General features: G+C 65.4%; 15 protein-coding genes and 1 riboswitch. Of the genes, 2 read left to right on the top strand and 13 right to left on the bottom strand.

The genetic code is table 11. From position 1 onward, the window contains the following. Nucleotides 1–4: 4 nt before the first annotated feature. The 3 genes from ccsB to MMF96_RS08935 all read right to left on the bottom strand — a co-directional run bounded on the left by ccsB (nt 5) and on the right by MMF96_RS08935 (nt 3,416). The gene (ccsB, locus tag MMF96_RS08945) at nt 5–1,123 is read right to left on the bottom strand and encodes a c-type cytochrome biogenesis protein CcsB (protein ID WP_256883311.1); all 1,119 of its coding nucleotides are present in this window, start codon (nt 1,121–1,123) and stop codon (nt 5–7) included. Further along, on the bottom strand, nt 1,123–2,655 hold the full coding sequence (locus MMF96_RS08940; protein WP_256883377.1) for a cytochrome c biogenesis protein ResB: 1,533 nt from the start codon (nt 2,653–2,655) through the stop codon (nt 1,123–1,125). Before MMF96_RS08940 ends, ccsB begins: the two co-directional genes overlap by 1 nt. Nucleotides 2,656–2,774: 119 nt before the next feature. Further along, on the bottom strand, nt 2,775–3,416 hold the full coding sequence (locus MMF96_RS08935; RefSeq protein WP_256883310.1) for a TlpA disulfide reductase family protein: 642 nt from the start codon (nt 3,414–3,416) through the stop codon (nt 2,775–2,777). A 96-nt stretch (nt 3,417–3,512) separates the two neighbouring features. Then, a riboswitch (cyclic di-AMP (ydaO/yuaA leader) is annotated at nt 3,513–3,714 on the top strand. A gap of 5 nt (nt 3,715–3,719) precedes the next feature. On the opposite strand from MMF96_RS08935, the gene MMF96_RS08930 reads away from it, so the two are divergent. Next, nucleotides 3,720–4,544 carry a M23 family metallopeptidase gene (locus MMF96_RS08930; protein ID WP_256883309.1) on the top strand — a complete coding sequence of 275 codons (825 nt, stop codon included), beginning with the start codon at nt 3,720–3,722 and terminating at the stop codon, nt 4,542–4,544. On the opposite strand, the gene MMF96_RS08925 is transcribed toward MMF96_RS08930, so the two are convergent. From MMF96_RS08925 to MMF96_RS08880, 10 genes are all read right to left on the bottom strand, one after another. Next, nucleotides 4,537–5,514 carry a cytochrome c oxidase assembly protein gene (locus MMF96_RS08925; protein WP_256883308.1) on the bottom strand — a complete coding sequence of 326 codons (978 nt, stop codon included), beginning with the start codon at nt 5,512–5,514 and terminating at the stop codon, nt 4,537–4,539. The two genes, MMF96_RS08930 and MMF96_RS08925, sit on opposite strands and share 8 nt — an antisense overlap. A gap of 1 nt (nt 5,515) precedes the next feature. Further along, the gene (locus MMF96_RS08920; protein WP_256883307.1) at nt 5,516–5,761 is read right to left on the bottom strand and encodes a hypothetical protein; all 246 of its coding nucleotides are present in this window, start codon (nt 5,759–5,761) and stop codon (nt 5,516–5,518) included. Nucleotides 5,762–5,788: 27 nt separating this feature from the next. Continuing rightward, the gene (locus MMF96_RS08915) at nt 5,789–6,424 is read right to left on the bottom strand and encodes a DUF3105 domain-containing protein (RefSeq protein WP_256883306.1); all 636 of its coding nucleotides are present in this window, start codon (nt 6,422–6,424) and stop codon (nt 5,789–5,791) included. Then, nucleotides 6,421–7,335, bottom strand: coding sequence for a prolipoprotein diacylglyceryl transferase (gene lgt, locus MMF96_RS08910; protein WP_256883305.1), 915 nt, complete (start codon nt 7,333–7,335; stop codon nt 6,421–6,423). Before lgt ends, MMF96_RS08915 begins: the two co-directional genes overlap by 4 nt. Before the next feature lie 13 nt (nt 7,336–7,348). Further along, nucleotides 7,349–8,872: a multicopper oxidase family protein gene (locus MMF96_RS08905; protein WP_256883304.1), complete on the bottom strand. Its 1,524-nt coding sequence runs from the start codon at nt 8,870–8,872 to the stop codon at nt 7,349–7,351. 26 nt (nt 8,873–8,898) lie between these two features. Next, nucleotides 8,899–9,648, bottom strand: coding sequence for a cytochrome c biogenesis CcdA family protein (locus MMF96_RS08900; protein ID WP_256883303.1), 750 nt, complete (start codon nt 9,646–9,648; stop codon nt 8,899–8,901). A 4-nt stretch (nt 9,649–9,652) separates the two neighbouring features. Beyond that, nucleotides 9,653–10,528, bottom strand: coding sequence for a F510_1955 family glycosylhydrolase (locus MMF96_RS08895; protein WP_256883302.1), 876 nt, complete (start codon nt 10,526–10,528; stop codon nt 9,653–9,655). 89 nt (nt 10,529–10,617) lie between these two features. Beyond that, the gene (locus tag MMF96_RS08890) at nt 10,618–11,214 is read right to left on the bottom strand and encodes a DUF305 domain-containing protein (protein ID WP_256883301.1); all 597 of its coding nucleotides are present in this window, start codon (nt 11,212–11,214) and stop codon (nt 10,618–10,620) included. Between the two features lie 105 nt (nt 11,215–11,319). Next, a complete protein-coding gene (locus MMF96_RS08885) occupies nt 11,320–11,817 on the bottom strand; it encodes a hypothetical protein (RefSeq protein WP_256883300.1) in 498 nt (165 codons plus the stop codon). Between the two features lie 103 nt (nt 11,818–11,920). After that, complete coding sequence (locus tag MMF96_RS08880) at nt 11,921–12,202, bottom strand: heavy-metal-associated domain-containing protein (RefSeq protein WP_256883376.1); 282 nt, start codon at nt 12,200–12,202, stop codon at nt 11,921–11,923. 516 nt (nt 12,203–12,718) lie between these two features. On the opposite strand from MMF96_RS08880, the gene MMF96_RS08875 reads away from it, so the two are divergent. Further along, entirely contained in the window at nt 12,719–13,057 is a 339-nt protein-coding gene (locus tag MMF96_RS08875) for an NADH-quinone oxidoreductase subunit A (protein ID WP_256883299.1), read from the top strand. Nucleotides 13,058–13,068 lie beyond the last annotated feature (11 nt).

The following is a 13,068-nucleotide window of genomic DNA, read 5'->3' as shown; positions in this document are numbered from 1 at the left end:
GGGGTCAACTGCCGACCCCTGCATAGGAGTGCAGGCCGGAGAAGAAGACGTTGACAATGGCAAAGTTGAAGACCACGCACAGGTAACCGACGATCGAGAGCCAGGCGGCGCGCGTGCCTGTCCAGCCGCGGGTGGCGCGGGCGTGCAGGTAGCCGGCGTAGACCACCCAGATCACGAACGTCCAGACTTCCTTGGTGTCCCAGCCCCAGAACCGGCCCCACGCCTTTTCGGCCCAGATCGCTCCGAACATCAAGGTCAGGGTCCAGCCGATAAAGGCGATGGCGTTGATCCGGTAGGCCATGTTTTCCAGGCTCAGCGCAGAGGGCACCAGGCGCAGGAACATCAACCGATCGGGCTTGTCGGCGGCAAGGGACGTTTCGCGTCGTGACTGGAGCAGTTGGAGCACGGAGAGGGCGAAGGTGAGCGTGAACAGGGCAGAGGAGACGACGGCGATGGAGACGTGGATGACCAGCCAGTAGCTCTGCAGGGCCGGGACCAGGTGCCCGGCGGGGGTCCAGAACGCCACGGAGGCAGCGGTGAGCATGACCAGGACCAGACCGATGACGAAGGTGCCCACGAAGCGCAGGTCCCGGCGGGTGAGCACCAGGAGGAAGACCAGGGTCACCACGAGCGCGCCGGTGGTGCAGAATTCGTACATGTTCCCCCATGGGACCCGACCGGCGGCCAGGCCTCGGGCGAGGACGGCGGCGGCATGGATGGCGGCGGCCAGCACGGTCAGGGTCACCCCGATCCGGGCGGCCTTGCGGGGGCCTGCCAGGCCGTACCGCATGGAATCATCCGCCATCAAGCCTGGGTGCGGGCCGGAGTGCTGGTTGGTGGGTCGCTCGGCCCGGCCCTCCGGCCCCTCCAGGTCGGATGCGGCCTCCTGGAACCCTGGCGTGCCGTGGCCAGTGGTGCCAGCGCGGGCCGGGATCTTTTGCCCGATAACGGCTGGTTGGGATGCCGGGGCATAGGCCACGCCATGTAGCTGTGTGGTGCGGCCCGTTTTGCTGGTGTTTACCAGGTCCCAGGCGAACGCGATGAGCGCGGCCACATAGGCGATCCCGGCCAGGAGCATGAACCGCTCACTGTAGAGGGCGAAGGCTTCGTTGATGGTTGGCATTACTGGTCCTTAGCGAGATGGTTCGTGTTGGTGGCCGGCGCCGACCATTCCTTGGTCAGGAGCCGGCCGATGGCTGCGGCTTCGGCGGCGAGGCGGTGGTTCTCCCCGCGCGCCAGGAGCGCGTATTCGACCATGGTCCGCCCGTCCGGGTGGGTTCCCGTTCTGACCCAGGCGCGGTGCCGGCCAATGAATAGGGACGCGATCAGTCCGGCCAGGGCGGCGAGGGCGAAGATCAGCACCCCGACCTGGCCGGGATCATGGCGAATGTCGATGCCGACGTAGCGCTTGATCCCGTCGAAACTGATGGATCCCTTTCCTTCGGGCAGGGTGTAGCTTTGCCCCGGGGCCAGCACGATACCGCCGGCCTTGAGGTTGCGGTTGTTCAGGGGGGTCAGGTTCTTCGTGTCCAGGGTGTAGACGTTCCGTGGCTGCCCGGTATTTAGTCCCAGGTCGCCGTAGTAGGAATTCAGGTTCAGCCGCGGATTCAGCGGGTCCGGGTCGCTGGCGTAGGAAATTCCCTGGTCGTTGACCAGCGCGGTGGGCAGGAAGAAGCCAACGAAGCCCAGTTGGGACGGCCTGGCATCGGGTGCCTTGACGACCAGCAGGGAAGTGTAGGCCCCGTCGCTGGGAATGGACACGACGGGCCCGCTAAACGCGGTCTTCCCGGTGCCGTCCTTGACGGTCACCACGGGCGCGTAGCCGTTGCCGACGAGATAGAAGCTGGCCCCGCCCACGGTGATCGGGTCGTTGACCTTCAGGATCCTTTTTACCGGCTCCGCCCCGGGTTTGTCTGTCACCGTCACGGCTGCGGTGAAGTCGATGGGCTGGCCGTAGTGGGCGGCCGAGGAACGGTCGAAGGTCACCGCGAATTTGTTTAGCGTGATGGCAAATGGGTCCAGCCGGGCGGGGTTGAAGTTGGGCCCGGGGGAAAACTGGTCATAGCCGACCAGGGTGTTGACGAAGGTGTCACCTTCGACCAGGATTTTCTGTCCCCGGTAGCCGAACAGGCCCCCGATGGCGACGCAGACCAGGACCCCGATCAGGGAGACGTGGAAGAGCAGGTTCCCCACCTCCCGGATCAGTCCCCGTTCGGCGGCGACGGAGGGGCGGTCCCCGCCGGCATCGTAGATGTGGACCCGGTAACGGCGCCTTCGCAACAGCCGTGCCGCATCCTGAACCGCCTGCCCGGCACTGATCCCGGCCGATTCCGGCAGCTCCAGGGTCCCGTATTCGGGCAGCCTGGACAGCCGCTTGGGGGTGCGGGGAGGAGCCGAACGCATGGCCTTCCAATGCGCCCGGGTCCTGGGGACGACACAGCCGATCAGGGACAGGAACAACAGCAGGTAGATGGCCGAAAACCAGGCGGAGGAATAGACGTTGAAGAACTGGAACCGATCCAGCCACGGCCCGTAGCCGGGATGGTCCTTCAGGTATTGGGTGACCACGGCGGGGTTGACCGGTCGCTGGGGAAACAACGAACCGGGCACGGCGGCCACGGCCAGCAACAGCAGCAACAACAAGGCGTTGCGCATGCTGGTCAGCTGCCGCCACGCCCAGCGCAGCGCCCCCCAGGCGCCCAAGCGGGGAAGTACAGGGTCGCCGGCCGGGGGCGTCGGTGCGGCTGTGGAACTCTCTTTCGTTGGTGGCACGGCTATTTCCCTGCCAGGGCGTCGGAGATCAGGGCTTTGAGGGTGCCCTGGTCGGCGGTGCCAAGGATGCGTGAGGCGACCCTGCCGCTCGTGTCGATCACCAGCGTGGTGGGGACCGCCTGCGGCGGGACGTACTGGGTCATGGACAGCAGCACCCCGCCGTCGGAGTCTTCCATGCTGGGGTAAGTGACACCAAAAGTACGCTCGAAGGCCGCGGCCTCCGGTTCCCGGTCACGGATGTTGACCCCGTAGAAGAGGACACCGTTCGGCTTGAATTCCTTGTACAGGGCTTCCAGCCGGGGTGCTTCCAGGCGGCAAGGGGAACAGGCGGCGTACCAGAAGTTCAACACCACCACCTTGCCCTTCCACGCGGCTGACTCCACGGCGGTGCCATCGAACAACTTGCCCGACAGGACGACCGGCTGCTTGCGTTCGGCCTTGGCGTACTGGGCCACGGATCCGTCCCCGGCGATGAAGTTCTTGTTGTCTCCCGCGTTGGCCTGCCGAGCCAGCGAATCGTTGGATGCGCACGCCGACAAAGCGAAGGTACCTAGTCCGGACAGGGCGGATAGCTGGAAGAATCGGCGCCGGGACGGCGGCGCCGTTGACGAAGTCGCTAATGCAGTCGGGGGGTTTTGGGGCATGGGATGGGGCATCGGTATCCTCATATAACGAAATTGTAACTTTTGGTTTTTGTCGGTTAGGCTGGTAAAAACACATACCCCTAACGGGTATGTTCGTGGGCCGTTTCGCCAAACCCCGTCGGCGGCCCGCGACCGTTCAGCTTCCCGACGGGGGCGGAGGAACCACCACCGGTGCGTTGGTGCACCTTGGGGTGAAGCACGCTCAACAAACAACAGCCATTGCGGCTGCGTGTTGGGCGGGCCGGGCAGGCCCCTCGCCCGAATCCGACAGCTAACTTCGCCGGCGCCGAGAGGAACCCCACCATGTCTACCCACCGCCAGCACGGCCGCCGCCGCGCCACCACTGCCATGCCCGTCCCCACCTCGCGTGGCCGCCATTGGGCCACCACCACTGAAGTTGAAGCCAAACATTTCACGCGCAGAAGGCCCTTGGGGATGGCCGTGGCCGCGGCAGGATTCATTGCGCTGACAGCCCTTCCGGCCGCCCACGCCGATACCGGCCACCTTGCCCCGGCGGTGACCGCCGGCGCAGCCACGACTTCAACGCAACCGGCTGTGACAGCGGACAAGGACATCGCGGTGTCCTTCGCCCATCCAGTGGTTCGCAGCAAGCCCGCGCCCTCTGCATTGGCCGCCGACGCCCTGCACCCGGCCGCCGCGCAGGAATCCCCGCTCCCGGCGCCGGCTCCAACAGCGGCACCGGCTGCCCAGACCCCAGCGGCCCCGGACCAGCCGTCCTCGGGGCTGCGCCCGCCCTTGGCCGCCCTGACGGTCACCTCACCCTTCGGGTACCGGAGCAATCCGCTGACCGGGGCCGGCGGGGAACTGCACACCGGGATTGACTTCGCCGGGACGTGCGGAACCGCAGTGTTCGCCTCTGGGGCAGGGACCGTGACCGAGGCCGGTTGGAGCCAGTACGGTGGCGGAAACCGCATCGTCGTCGACCATGGGGGTGGCATCAAGACCACGTACAACCACCTGGAGAGCATCGGGGTCAGCGTCGGCCAACAAGTGGGCGCGGGCGCCCAGATTGCCGGTGTCGGCTCGACCGGCAATTCCACCGGCTGCCACCTGCATTTTGAGGTCATGGTCGACGGCCAAACCGTCGACCCTGCACCGTTCATCTGACCGGCCCCCCATCACCGATGGAAGGTGATCCCTGCCGGGGGTGGGCTGAACCGACGGCTGGGCCGGTGGCAGTCCGTCCGTCGTGGTCCCGCCGGTTGGCCAGGTGTTCCCGGGTGAGTTCGGCGAGTTGGTCGTCGCTGAGCCTGTCGAAGGAGCGCGCTTCACGCTGGTCGCTGCGGGAGAAACGGACAAACATCAAAATGAGCAGGGGCAGGTCCACTATTTCGGCCACGAACCACAGCAGGTCTCCGGCCAGCTGCTGGTCCCGCAAGGGATTGGGCATCCAGCCCGGATGGTTCAGCAGCCCCACGGTGGCGCCGTCAAAGATCTGTGGGACCATGCGCATCATGATCCCGGGGACGGCGTCGAGGACGAGTTCGATAAAGACGAAGATGAACTCCACCACGATCAACGCGTTCACCGCCGCCTTGGCCCCTTCTTCAATGATCGGCACCGTCATCAACAACCCCATCAGCGGCACCACCACGGTCACGAGAACGTCGGCGACGGGGCTGGTGCGCAGGGGATAAAACAAGGGCGTCAAAAACACCGTAAACAGGGTCAGGCCCAGCAGCGCGGCGATGATCGTGTTGCCCAGCAGGCGCATCAGGCGGTGCCCGAGAAAGGCCTCCAGCCTGGCCACCCCGGCGGGGCCCAGGGTTGCCCGGGCCAGGGTGAGCGGTTTGCCCAGTCCCACCAGCAGGGGGACAACAAAGAGGTAGCCGGTGATCTTGAGGGTAAAGACCCAGCGCAAGTCATGGCTGTAGACGCCGGGGAAACCAAAACTGAGCACTGCAAAGCTGCCCAGCCCCAGAGCATAGAAGGACAGGGAACGCCACACCGGCCACCGCACACCCCGCTGGTGGGCGCGGGCCAGTCCTCGAGCATAGAGGATCGCGGCGGGCCCCAGCAGGCACACTGCAGCCCAGTTCAGGGTCCAGGACCCGGCCACGACGTCCCAAGGTGGCATGTCAGCGCTTCTGCGGTGCGGTGCGGCCCGCCAGGACGGCCCCGACGATCAGCACGGCCGCGGCCGTGGGGTAGCCGATGAGGAGGTCCTGGATCCCTGGCGGGCCGCCGGGCACGGCGAAGTGGGCGATCCAGTGTGAAATTCCAACCAGGAGGCCCAAAACCATGATGGCCTGGCCTATCCTGACCAGGCGTCGGTGGTGGCGGTAGTTCTTCGCGGCGTCATCGGCCGGGAGATTCTGTTTCATGTGCTGTCCTTTCAGAGGTGGGCTTGTTTAGCCGTTGGCTCCGCCGGAGCATGCGGCCCCGGGTTCCGGTGTTTGCGGGCCCATGGCGTAGGCCTTGATGAAGACGGGCAGTCGGGAGTCCCCGGCGTTGGAGACGTCCAGCTGGGTGCCCCAGGCGGACGCGGTCACTGCCGCTGCCTGGTCCGGGTTGGGGCTGAGGAGGACATAGGGTTTCCCCTTGACCAGGGCAGTCAGTGTGGTCACATCGGTCCCGGAGAGGCCTGGTTTGTAGCTGATCCATACGGCGCCGTGTTCGAGGGAATGCACGGCCCGGTTCTGGTTCACGGGGGTGGTGTAGGTCCCGCAGTTGGTCCACGTCGCAGCATGGTCCCTGCCGACCCCGGGCTGCTGCGGGTAGGTCACCGGGGTTTGGACGTGGTTACGGGTGAGATTCGGGTAGGTCTTGACTCCGGCGATGGGGCTTTTGGCTGCCTCAGCGGTCGTATTGCGGGTCTGGATGGATCCGGTGATGACAACCGTGACGACGACGATAATGGCGACGGCCAGCAAACCGAACCCGCCAAAGAAGAACAGATTACTTCTCCGTTGTTTTACCCGGTGTGCGGCGAATACGGCGTCGATTTTTGCTTGGCGTTCGGCTTGGCGCTCTTTGGCATTGCTCACTGGGGAGCTCCTTGTGCTGAGGGTTTTGCAGGTTTATCGGATGTACCCGTGGTGGATCCTGGTTCGACGCAGGAGCGGGGCTTTCGTCGCTGCAGCAAGAACGCGGCGGCACCGGCGAGCAGCAACAGGCCCGAGACCCACGTGTTCACCCGCAACCCCAGGATGGTGTTGGCATAGTCGGATCGCAGCAGCTCGAACACGAACCGGCCCGCGGTGTAGAGGACGACGTAGAGGGCGAAGACGGACCCGGCACCGAGCCGGAACCGTTTGTCCAGGTACAGGAGCACGCCGGCCGCGGCCAGGCACCACAGGGATTCGTAGAGGAAGGTCGGCTGGAAGTAGCCCAGCACGACCGGGGCACCGGCGGCGTCCAGGTGGGCGCGGCCGGTGGAGAAGTCCATTTGGTGGATCTGCAGTTTCCACGGCGCCGTGGTGGGGTCGCCGTAGAGTTCGTTGTTGAACCAGTTTCCCCACCGGCCCAGGCCCTGGGCAATCAGGAGCCCGGGGGCGGCGGCGTCGATCAGGGCGGTGAAGGATACCTGGTGGCGGCGGCAGCCGATATAGGCGCCGAGCAGGCCCAGGGCGATGGCGCCCCAGATGCCCAGGCCGCCGTCCCAGATTTTCAGGGCATTCCACGGGTTCCTGCCCGGCACAAAGTACAGTTCCGGGTCCGTGACGACGTGGTAGAGGCGCCCGCCGGCAATGCCGAAGGGCACAGCCCACATGGCAATGTCCAGGACCGCCCCGGGCCGGCCGCCGCGCGCGGTCAGACGCCGGCTGGCGAGCCATACGGCGATGACGATGCCGGCGAGGATACACAAGGCGTAGAAGCGGATCGTCAGCGGGCCTAGCTGGAACGCGCTCACGGTCGGTGAGGGGATGAGCAGGGGATTCAGTGCTGTCACAGTCATGGTGTGTCCGGTCTTAGGTGAGGTAGGAGAAGACGCCCATCATGCCGCGTTCGGCATGGTAGGCGTTGTGGCAGTGGAAGAGCCACTGGCCCGGGTTGTCGGCATCGAAGAAGACAGTGACGGTTTGTTTGGGCCGGACAATGACGGTGTCCTTCCGGGCCCCGGTCGCGCCGACCTGGAAGGTGTGGCCATGGATGTGCATCGGGTGCCACATCTCGGTGTCGTTGACGAACTTCACCTCCACCCGTTCGCCGGCCTTGATGTCAAAGACGTTCTCGAACGGTTTAGCCATGTCGAAGCGGTGCCCGTTGATGCCCCAGTCGTACTTCGCCATCCCGCCGGTCAGGCGAACCTCATGGGTGCGGTCCGGTGTCTTGGTGGGAAGGTTCACGGAGGGGTCGGCGGTGAGCTGTCCGCCGTCGACGACCTTGCCGGTCAGGACCTTCGGCAGGCTGGCCATGGCCGGGGCGGCCCCGGTGCCGGTGGAGATGAGCCCGTAGGCCATTTGGGCCTTCCCTTCGGCCAGGGCGAGCACGGGGGTGTAGCCGTCGCGGACGGTCAGGATCGCATCGATGCGCTCACCCATCCCGAGGACGACGGCGTCGACGTCGGTGTGTTGGACGGGGAAGCCGTCGGTGTGGGTCAGGGTGAGTTTCTGGTTTGGGACCCCGACGCGGTAGGCGGTGTCGCCGGCGGCGTTGATGATGCGCAGCCGGATCCGTTCCCCGGCCTTGGCTGTGAACGTTTCGGGGTTTCCGGGGTCCCGGCCGTTGAAGAGGTGGAGCGGGTAGGCGACATCGCCGGCGTCCCCGCCCAGGAAGTCGCTGCTGGCCCCCATGAGCATGTGCCCCATCACCATGCCCCCGTTACCACCGCCGTGGCTCATGCCACCCATGCTGCCCATGCCCTGGGAGAGTTCCTTCAGGACCTCATCGGGGGTGCCGGTGACGCCGTCGAGCCAGTCGTCCAGGACGATCACCCAGTCCCTGTCGTATTTCAGGGTTTCCTTCGGGTCCTCGATGACCAGGGCACCGTAGAGGGCGCGTTCGCGCTGCATTTCCACGTGCGAGTGATACCAGTACGTGCCCGGGTGGGGGAGCTTGAAGCTGTAGGGGTAATCCTTCCCTGCGGGGGCCGCCTCTTGGGTGAGGGCGGGGACGCCGTCGGCGTTGTTGCGCAGCGCCAGCCCGTGCCAGTGGATGCTGGTGCCTTCGGTGAGCTTGTTGGCGACCGTGACGGCCAGTTGGTCCCCGGCCGTGCCGCGCAGGGTGGGGGCCACCAGGTTGCCGTTATACCCCCAGGTGGTGATCTTCTTTCCCGCCAAGGTGGTGGAGAAGGATTCCGGGGTGAGGGTTTGGGTGACCGTTTTGCCCGTGCTGGCCCGCCGGATTTCGTAGTCGGCGATGAGCGGATCGGTGGGCAGGATGCGGGTGGCCTCTTTGGTGGGCGGTGTGGGTGCGCAGGCGGCAAGGGCTGCCGCGGCGGTTGCCGCGACGGAGAGACCCAGGAACGAGCGGCGGTTCAGTTGGTAGCTCATGAAGGAATCCTTTGAATGATGTGCGTTTAGACGGGGGTGATGAAGGTGCCGGAGAGGTTTTGGAGCTGGTAGATCCACTGCATCCACACGCCGCTGACCATCAGGAAACCGAGCAGGATGAGCATGCTGGCCCCGGCAAGGTTGACGACGCGGATGTGCCGGCGGATGAAACCCAGAATCTGGGTGACCCATCCCAGGCCCAGGGCGACGAGGAGGAAGGGGATGCCCAGCCCCAGGCAGTAGATGAAGGCCAGCAGTGCCCCGCGCCAGGCACTGCCGGAGGTGACGCTCAGGGCCAGCACGGCGCTGAGTGTGGGCCCCATGCACGGTGTCCACCCCAGCCCGAAGACCACGCCGAGCAGGGGTGCCCCGCCCAGGCCCGTGCGGCGGGTGAGGGTGATCTTGCGGGTCTGTTGCAGCCAGGAGAATTTGCCCAGCAACACCAGCCCCATGCCGATCACGACCACGCCGAGGACGCGCATGAGCGGGTCCTGCCAGCGCAACAGCCAGGAACCGATCATCCCGAAGGCAGCCCCGTACAGGGTAAATACGGCGCCGAATCCGAGCACGAACAAGCCGACACCGGCCAGTACGCGGCGCCGGTTCCGTGGCTGGTTCGGGTCGGTCAGCCCAGAGACATAGCCCAGGTAGCCAGGGACGAGCGGGAGGATGCAGGGCGAGAGGAACGAGACGATCCCGGCGATCAGCGCCAAGGGCATTGCCACGAGCAAGGCACCGGAGGTGACGGTGGTGGCGAAGTACTCTCCGACACTCATGGGTCTAGGACGCCGCCGGGCGGAAGGTCGCCCCGCCGTCGGTGGAGACCTGGACACCATCGGTGGTGGCCGCCCAGATCCACGGCTTGCCGGCACTGCCTTCCTGGGCGGTGACGGCTTCGACCTGGCCGCTGATTTTCCCCGTGGCGGACCAGGTCAGGCCGGCATCAGAGGACACGTGGACGGTGCCGTTCGGGGTCACCCCGACAGCCTCCGTGGGAGCCTTCTCCACGGACGTGGCCATGGCGGCGAATTGGATGACCGGGGAGCCAGGGACCAGCTTCCAGGTCTTGCCACCATCGGTGGAGCGCTGCATCCCCTCCTGGGTGGTGGCGAGCACCACCGTGGAGGCGGGGCTGCCTGCGAGGCCGGCCGGGGTGAACGTCGCCGTGGAGTTTTCCCACGAAGTTCCGTCGGTGCTGGTGCGCAGTTGCCCGTCGAAGGCGACCAGGCCACCGCCGGTGGCGGTCAGTGCGTGGAAGTCCGACTGCCCGCCCCGGGATACGGGTTTCCACGTCTTTCCGGCATCGGTGGAGCGGATGAGCCCGACAGGGTTGGGCAGGGACGACCCCTGTCCCGGATGTCCGGAAGCATAGAAAACGTTGGGCTCGGCGGTGGGGGTGAACCCCATCAGGTCAATGGTGTCGCTGACCTTGACCGGGGTCTTCTTGCTCGCGTCGTAGAGGCCGTCGTGGGTGGCGATCAGGATCTTGGTGGTGACCGGTTCCACGGTGATGCCATGGACGTGACTGGCGGCTGCTGCGGATGCGGGGCTGGGAGGCGGGGTGGCGGACGAGCATCCCGCCAGGGCCAGGGGCACGAGCACAAGAGTGGCGGCAAGGGGACGGCGGGCACGCATGAGGGCGGTGCGGGGTTTCACGGGACTCCAAAAGTACGAAGGGGGGGGGAAGGGTGGGGTGGCGGTCCGCAGAGTGTAGGACCGCCATCGGAAGTGCTGGCGCCTGGATGTTACAGGGCGGAGAGCTGGTCCTTCATGTCCTTGATTTCGGTTTCCTGTGAGGCGACGATGCTCTTGGCCAGGGTCACCGCGTCGGCATTCTTTCCCCCGCTGACCTCGGATTTGGCCATCTCAACGGCGCCTTCATGGTGGGCGATCATCTGGGTCAGGAACAGCTTGCTGGCCTTGGTGCCCTGTGCGGCTTTGAGCTTGTCCAGGTCAGCGGTGGTCATCATGCCGTTCATGGAGTGGTTCCCGGCCATGGCGGTGGGTTCGGCCCAGCCGGTGAGCCAGGTCGTCATCTTCGTGATTTCCGGGCCTTGGGCGGCCTTGATGCCCTTGGCCAGCGTCATGATCTTGGGATCGAGGCCGGACTTGGCGAGCATGATGTCGCTCATCTGAACGGCTTGGGCGTGGTGGGGAATCATCATTTGGGCGAACATCGCATCAGCGGCATTGTGGTCCCCGCCGGCAACGGTCGCTTGCATGGAGGAGCTTGTCGACGCGCCGTGGTTCATGCCCGGCATGGAGCCGCCGTCAGTGGAGCACCCGGCCAGGGCGAGCATGGCGGCAGCAGCGGTGGTGGAAAGGGTCAGAAGTTTCTTCAAGGGAATGGTCCTTCACTAAATCAGTCTCAATGTTTTGCAGGGGCTCCCGTATTGAAGGGCGCGTCGATGAGGACCCGCGAAAGTTTCACGGGTCGACTAATCGATTTACGTTCTGCTGATCGAGAGCTGGGTCAGTGAGGGAGGATCGGGAACACGGTCCCCGGACTTGTACCCGGGAATGAGGACGTAAGCGGTCCCAGTGGAAAAATGGCTGAGAGTCCCGGGAAGGGGAACACTCAGCACGGCCGGCCCGAACGACGGCACACAGGCCCCGTGCATGGCCATGGACGCGTCGCAGCCGGCGGGGGAGCATCCGCACACCACGGGACTTCCCTGGTGGCCGGGCTTGGCCGGGCCAACCGTCAAATCGCCCGCCGGCAGGGCGTGGGAAGGGGCGGGGTGTGCCGCCAGGGGAGAGACTGTAGCGCTGACGCCTGCTGTTGCGACAGCACTGCTCACCGTGGCTGGCGTCATCGCCCCTGCTGGGGCGCCGCCGATCACGTGCATGCCCAGGATTCCGCCGACAATGGCGAGGACGACGGCAAGCAACCCGCCCCAGCGCAGCAAAGATCCCACCGACGGCAAGTGATAGCTCGAGCGCATGGGGGTCCTTCCTGTCAGTCGGTCGTCGGGTCGTTGTGCAGTGTACTCACCCTGACTGAACGAACGCTCAGAACGCGATCAGCGGATGTCGGACGGCTGGGGGCTAGTTCGCCGTAACGGTGTAGCCCGCCTCGGCCACGGCCGCGTGAATATCCACCGCCGCAGCGGGGCCGGCAATCCTCAGGACGGAGGTACCTCCGGCGACGAGCTCAACGGTAGCGGATTCCACTCCATGAACTCTTGAGACGGCCGTCTCAACGCTCTGAACGCAATGCCCGCAGGTCAGCCCTTCCAGCTGGTAACCGGTGGTGGCCGCACTGGCGGTACGGGCCGGAGCAGCTGCCGTGGCCGCCGTTGAGCAGCAGGCGCAGGAGCTTTCCGCCATCGGGAGGGCGGTAGGGGTGGCTTCGTGTAGTTCGGTTCCGCACATGATGAGGTGATTCCTTTGGATGAGAGTCAAGGGAGCGTTGCGGGTTGAACGGCAGTGGCGGCCGGAGTGATCCTCGGTCGAGACAAACTACTTCACTAACAACAACGTAAATATACCCCTTAGGGGTATGAAATTCAAATGACCGCCTTCACCCTCGACTCACCTTTCCTTAGATGGGGCTGTGGCCTCGTTCCACCCCTGGTGTGCCGCCGGCGTCGTGGATCGAGATGCCTCTCGACCCTGTTGCCCAACACCAAGGTGTCGCCAGGGCCGGCCCCGATGAGTGATCCGAAGCCGTTGTAGCTGATACCCCCGTGGAGTATATTAGGCCGGAGGCGGGGCCTCCGCCTCGTACAAGAGGGGAAGGGCCATGCACGATCGTAACCGGAAACGCTCTGAATCGTTCACTGCCTCATCTATGGTGCTCTCAGTCGATGCCCCTAGCGAGCGGGGTGCCGCATGTCGGCCTATGTGAGCGTATTCATCGTCGTTGGCGTGTGCATCGTGGCGATCGGCGGCCTGTACCTGCTCGGGCGCGCCATCTCCGTGTCGCCCGATATCGTCGAAGTGCTTCCTTTTCAGTCGGGCTGGAAGCCACGTGAGCACGCGTTGTCCCGATTCCACGCCCGCTGGTACCCGATGACACTGGTATTCCTCGCCTTCGACGTCGAGATGCTGTTCATGTACCCGTGGGCTGTCGTGGTTGCCCGGATCGGTGCCGCAGCGGCGATCGAGATGTTCGTCTTTCTCGGCGTGCTCGTTGCCGGCATCGTCTGGGCCTGGCGGGAAGGGGCCTTTCGATGGGTCTAGGCAGTACGATT

It is taken from the genome of Arthrobacter sp. STN4 (assembly GCF_024539665.1).
Taxonomy (GTDB): Bacteria; Actinomycetota; Actinomycetes; order Actinomycetales; family Micrococcaceae; genus Specibacter.
This window is presented reverse-complemented; position numbering and strand designations above follow the sequence as displayed.

Bases quoted from the DNA above. Each gene is read 5' to 3' on its own strand.
- ccsB (WP_256883311.1), bottom strand. From the start codon at position 1,123: ATGCCAACCATCAACGAAGCCTTCGCCCTCTACAGTGAGCGGTTCATG.
- MMF96_RS08940 (WP_256883377.1), bottom strand. From the start codon at position 2,655: ATGCGCAACGCCTTGTTGTTGCTGCTGTTGCTGGCCGTGGCCGCCGTG.
- MMF96_RS08935 (WP_256883310.1), bottom strand. From the start codon at position 3,416: ATGCCCCAAAACCCCCCGACTGCATTAGCGACTTCGTCAACGGCGCCG.
- MMF96_RS08930 (WP_256883309.1), top strand. From the start codon at position 3,720: ATGTCTACCCACCGCCAGCACGGCCGCCGCCGCGCCACCACTGCCATG.
- MMF96_RS08925 (WP_256883308.1), bottom strand. From the start codon at position 5,514: ATGCCACCTTGGGACGTCGTGGCCGGGTCCTGGACCCTGAACTGGGCT.
- MMF96_RS08920 (WP_256883307.1), bottom strand. From the start codon at position 5,761: ATGAAACAGAATCTCCCGGCCGATGACGCCGCGAAGAACTACCGCCAC.
- lgt (WP_256883305.1), bottom strand. From the start codon at position 7,335: ATGACTGTGACAGCACTGAATCCCCTGCTCATCCCCTCACCGACCGTG.
- MMF96_RS08905 (WP_256883304.1), bottom strand. From the start codon at position 8,872: ATGAGCTACCAACTGAACCGCCGCTCGTTCCTGGGTCTCTCCGTCGCG.
- MMF96_RS08900 (WP_256883303.1), bottom strand. From the start codon at position 9,648: ATGAGTGTCGGAGAGTACTTCGCCACCACCGTCACCTCCGGTGCCTTG.
- MMF96_RS08885 (WP_256883300.1), bottom strand. From the start codon at position 11,817: ATGCGCTCGAGCTATCACTTGCCGTCGGTGGGATCTTTGCTGCGCTGG.
- MMF96_RS08880 (WP_256883376.1), bottom strand. From the start codon at position 12,202: ATGGCGGAAAGCTCCTGCGCCTGCTGCTCAACGGCGGCCACGGCAGCT.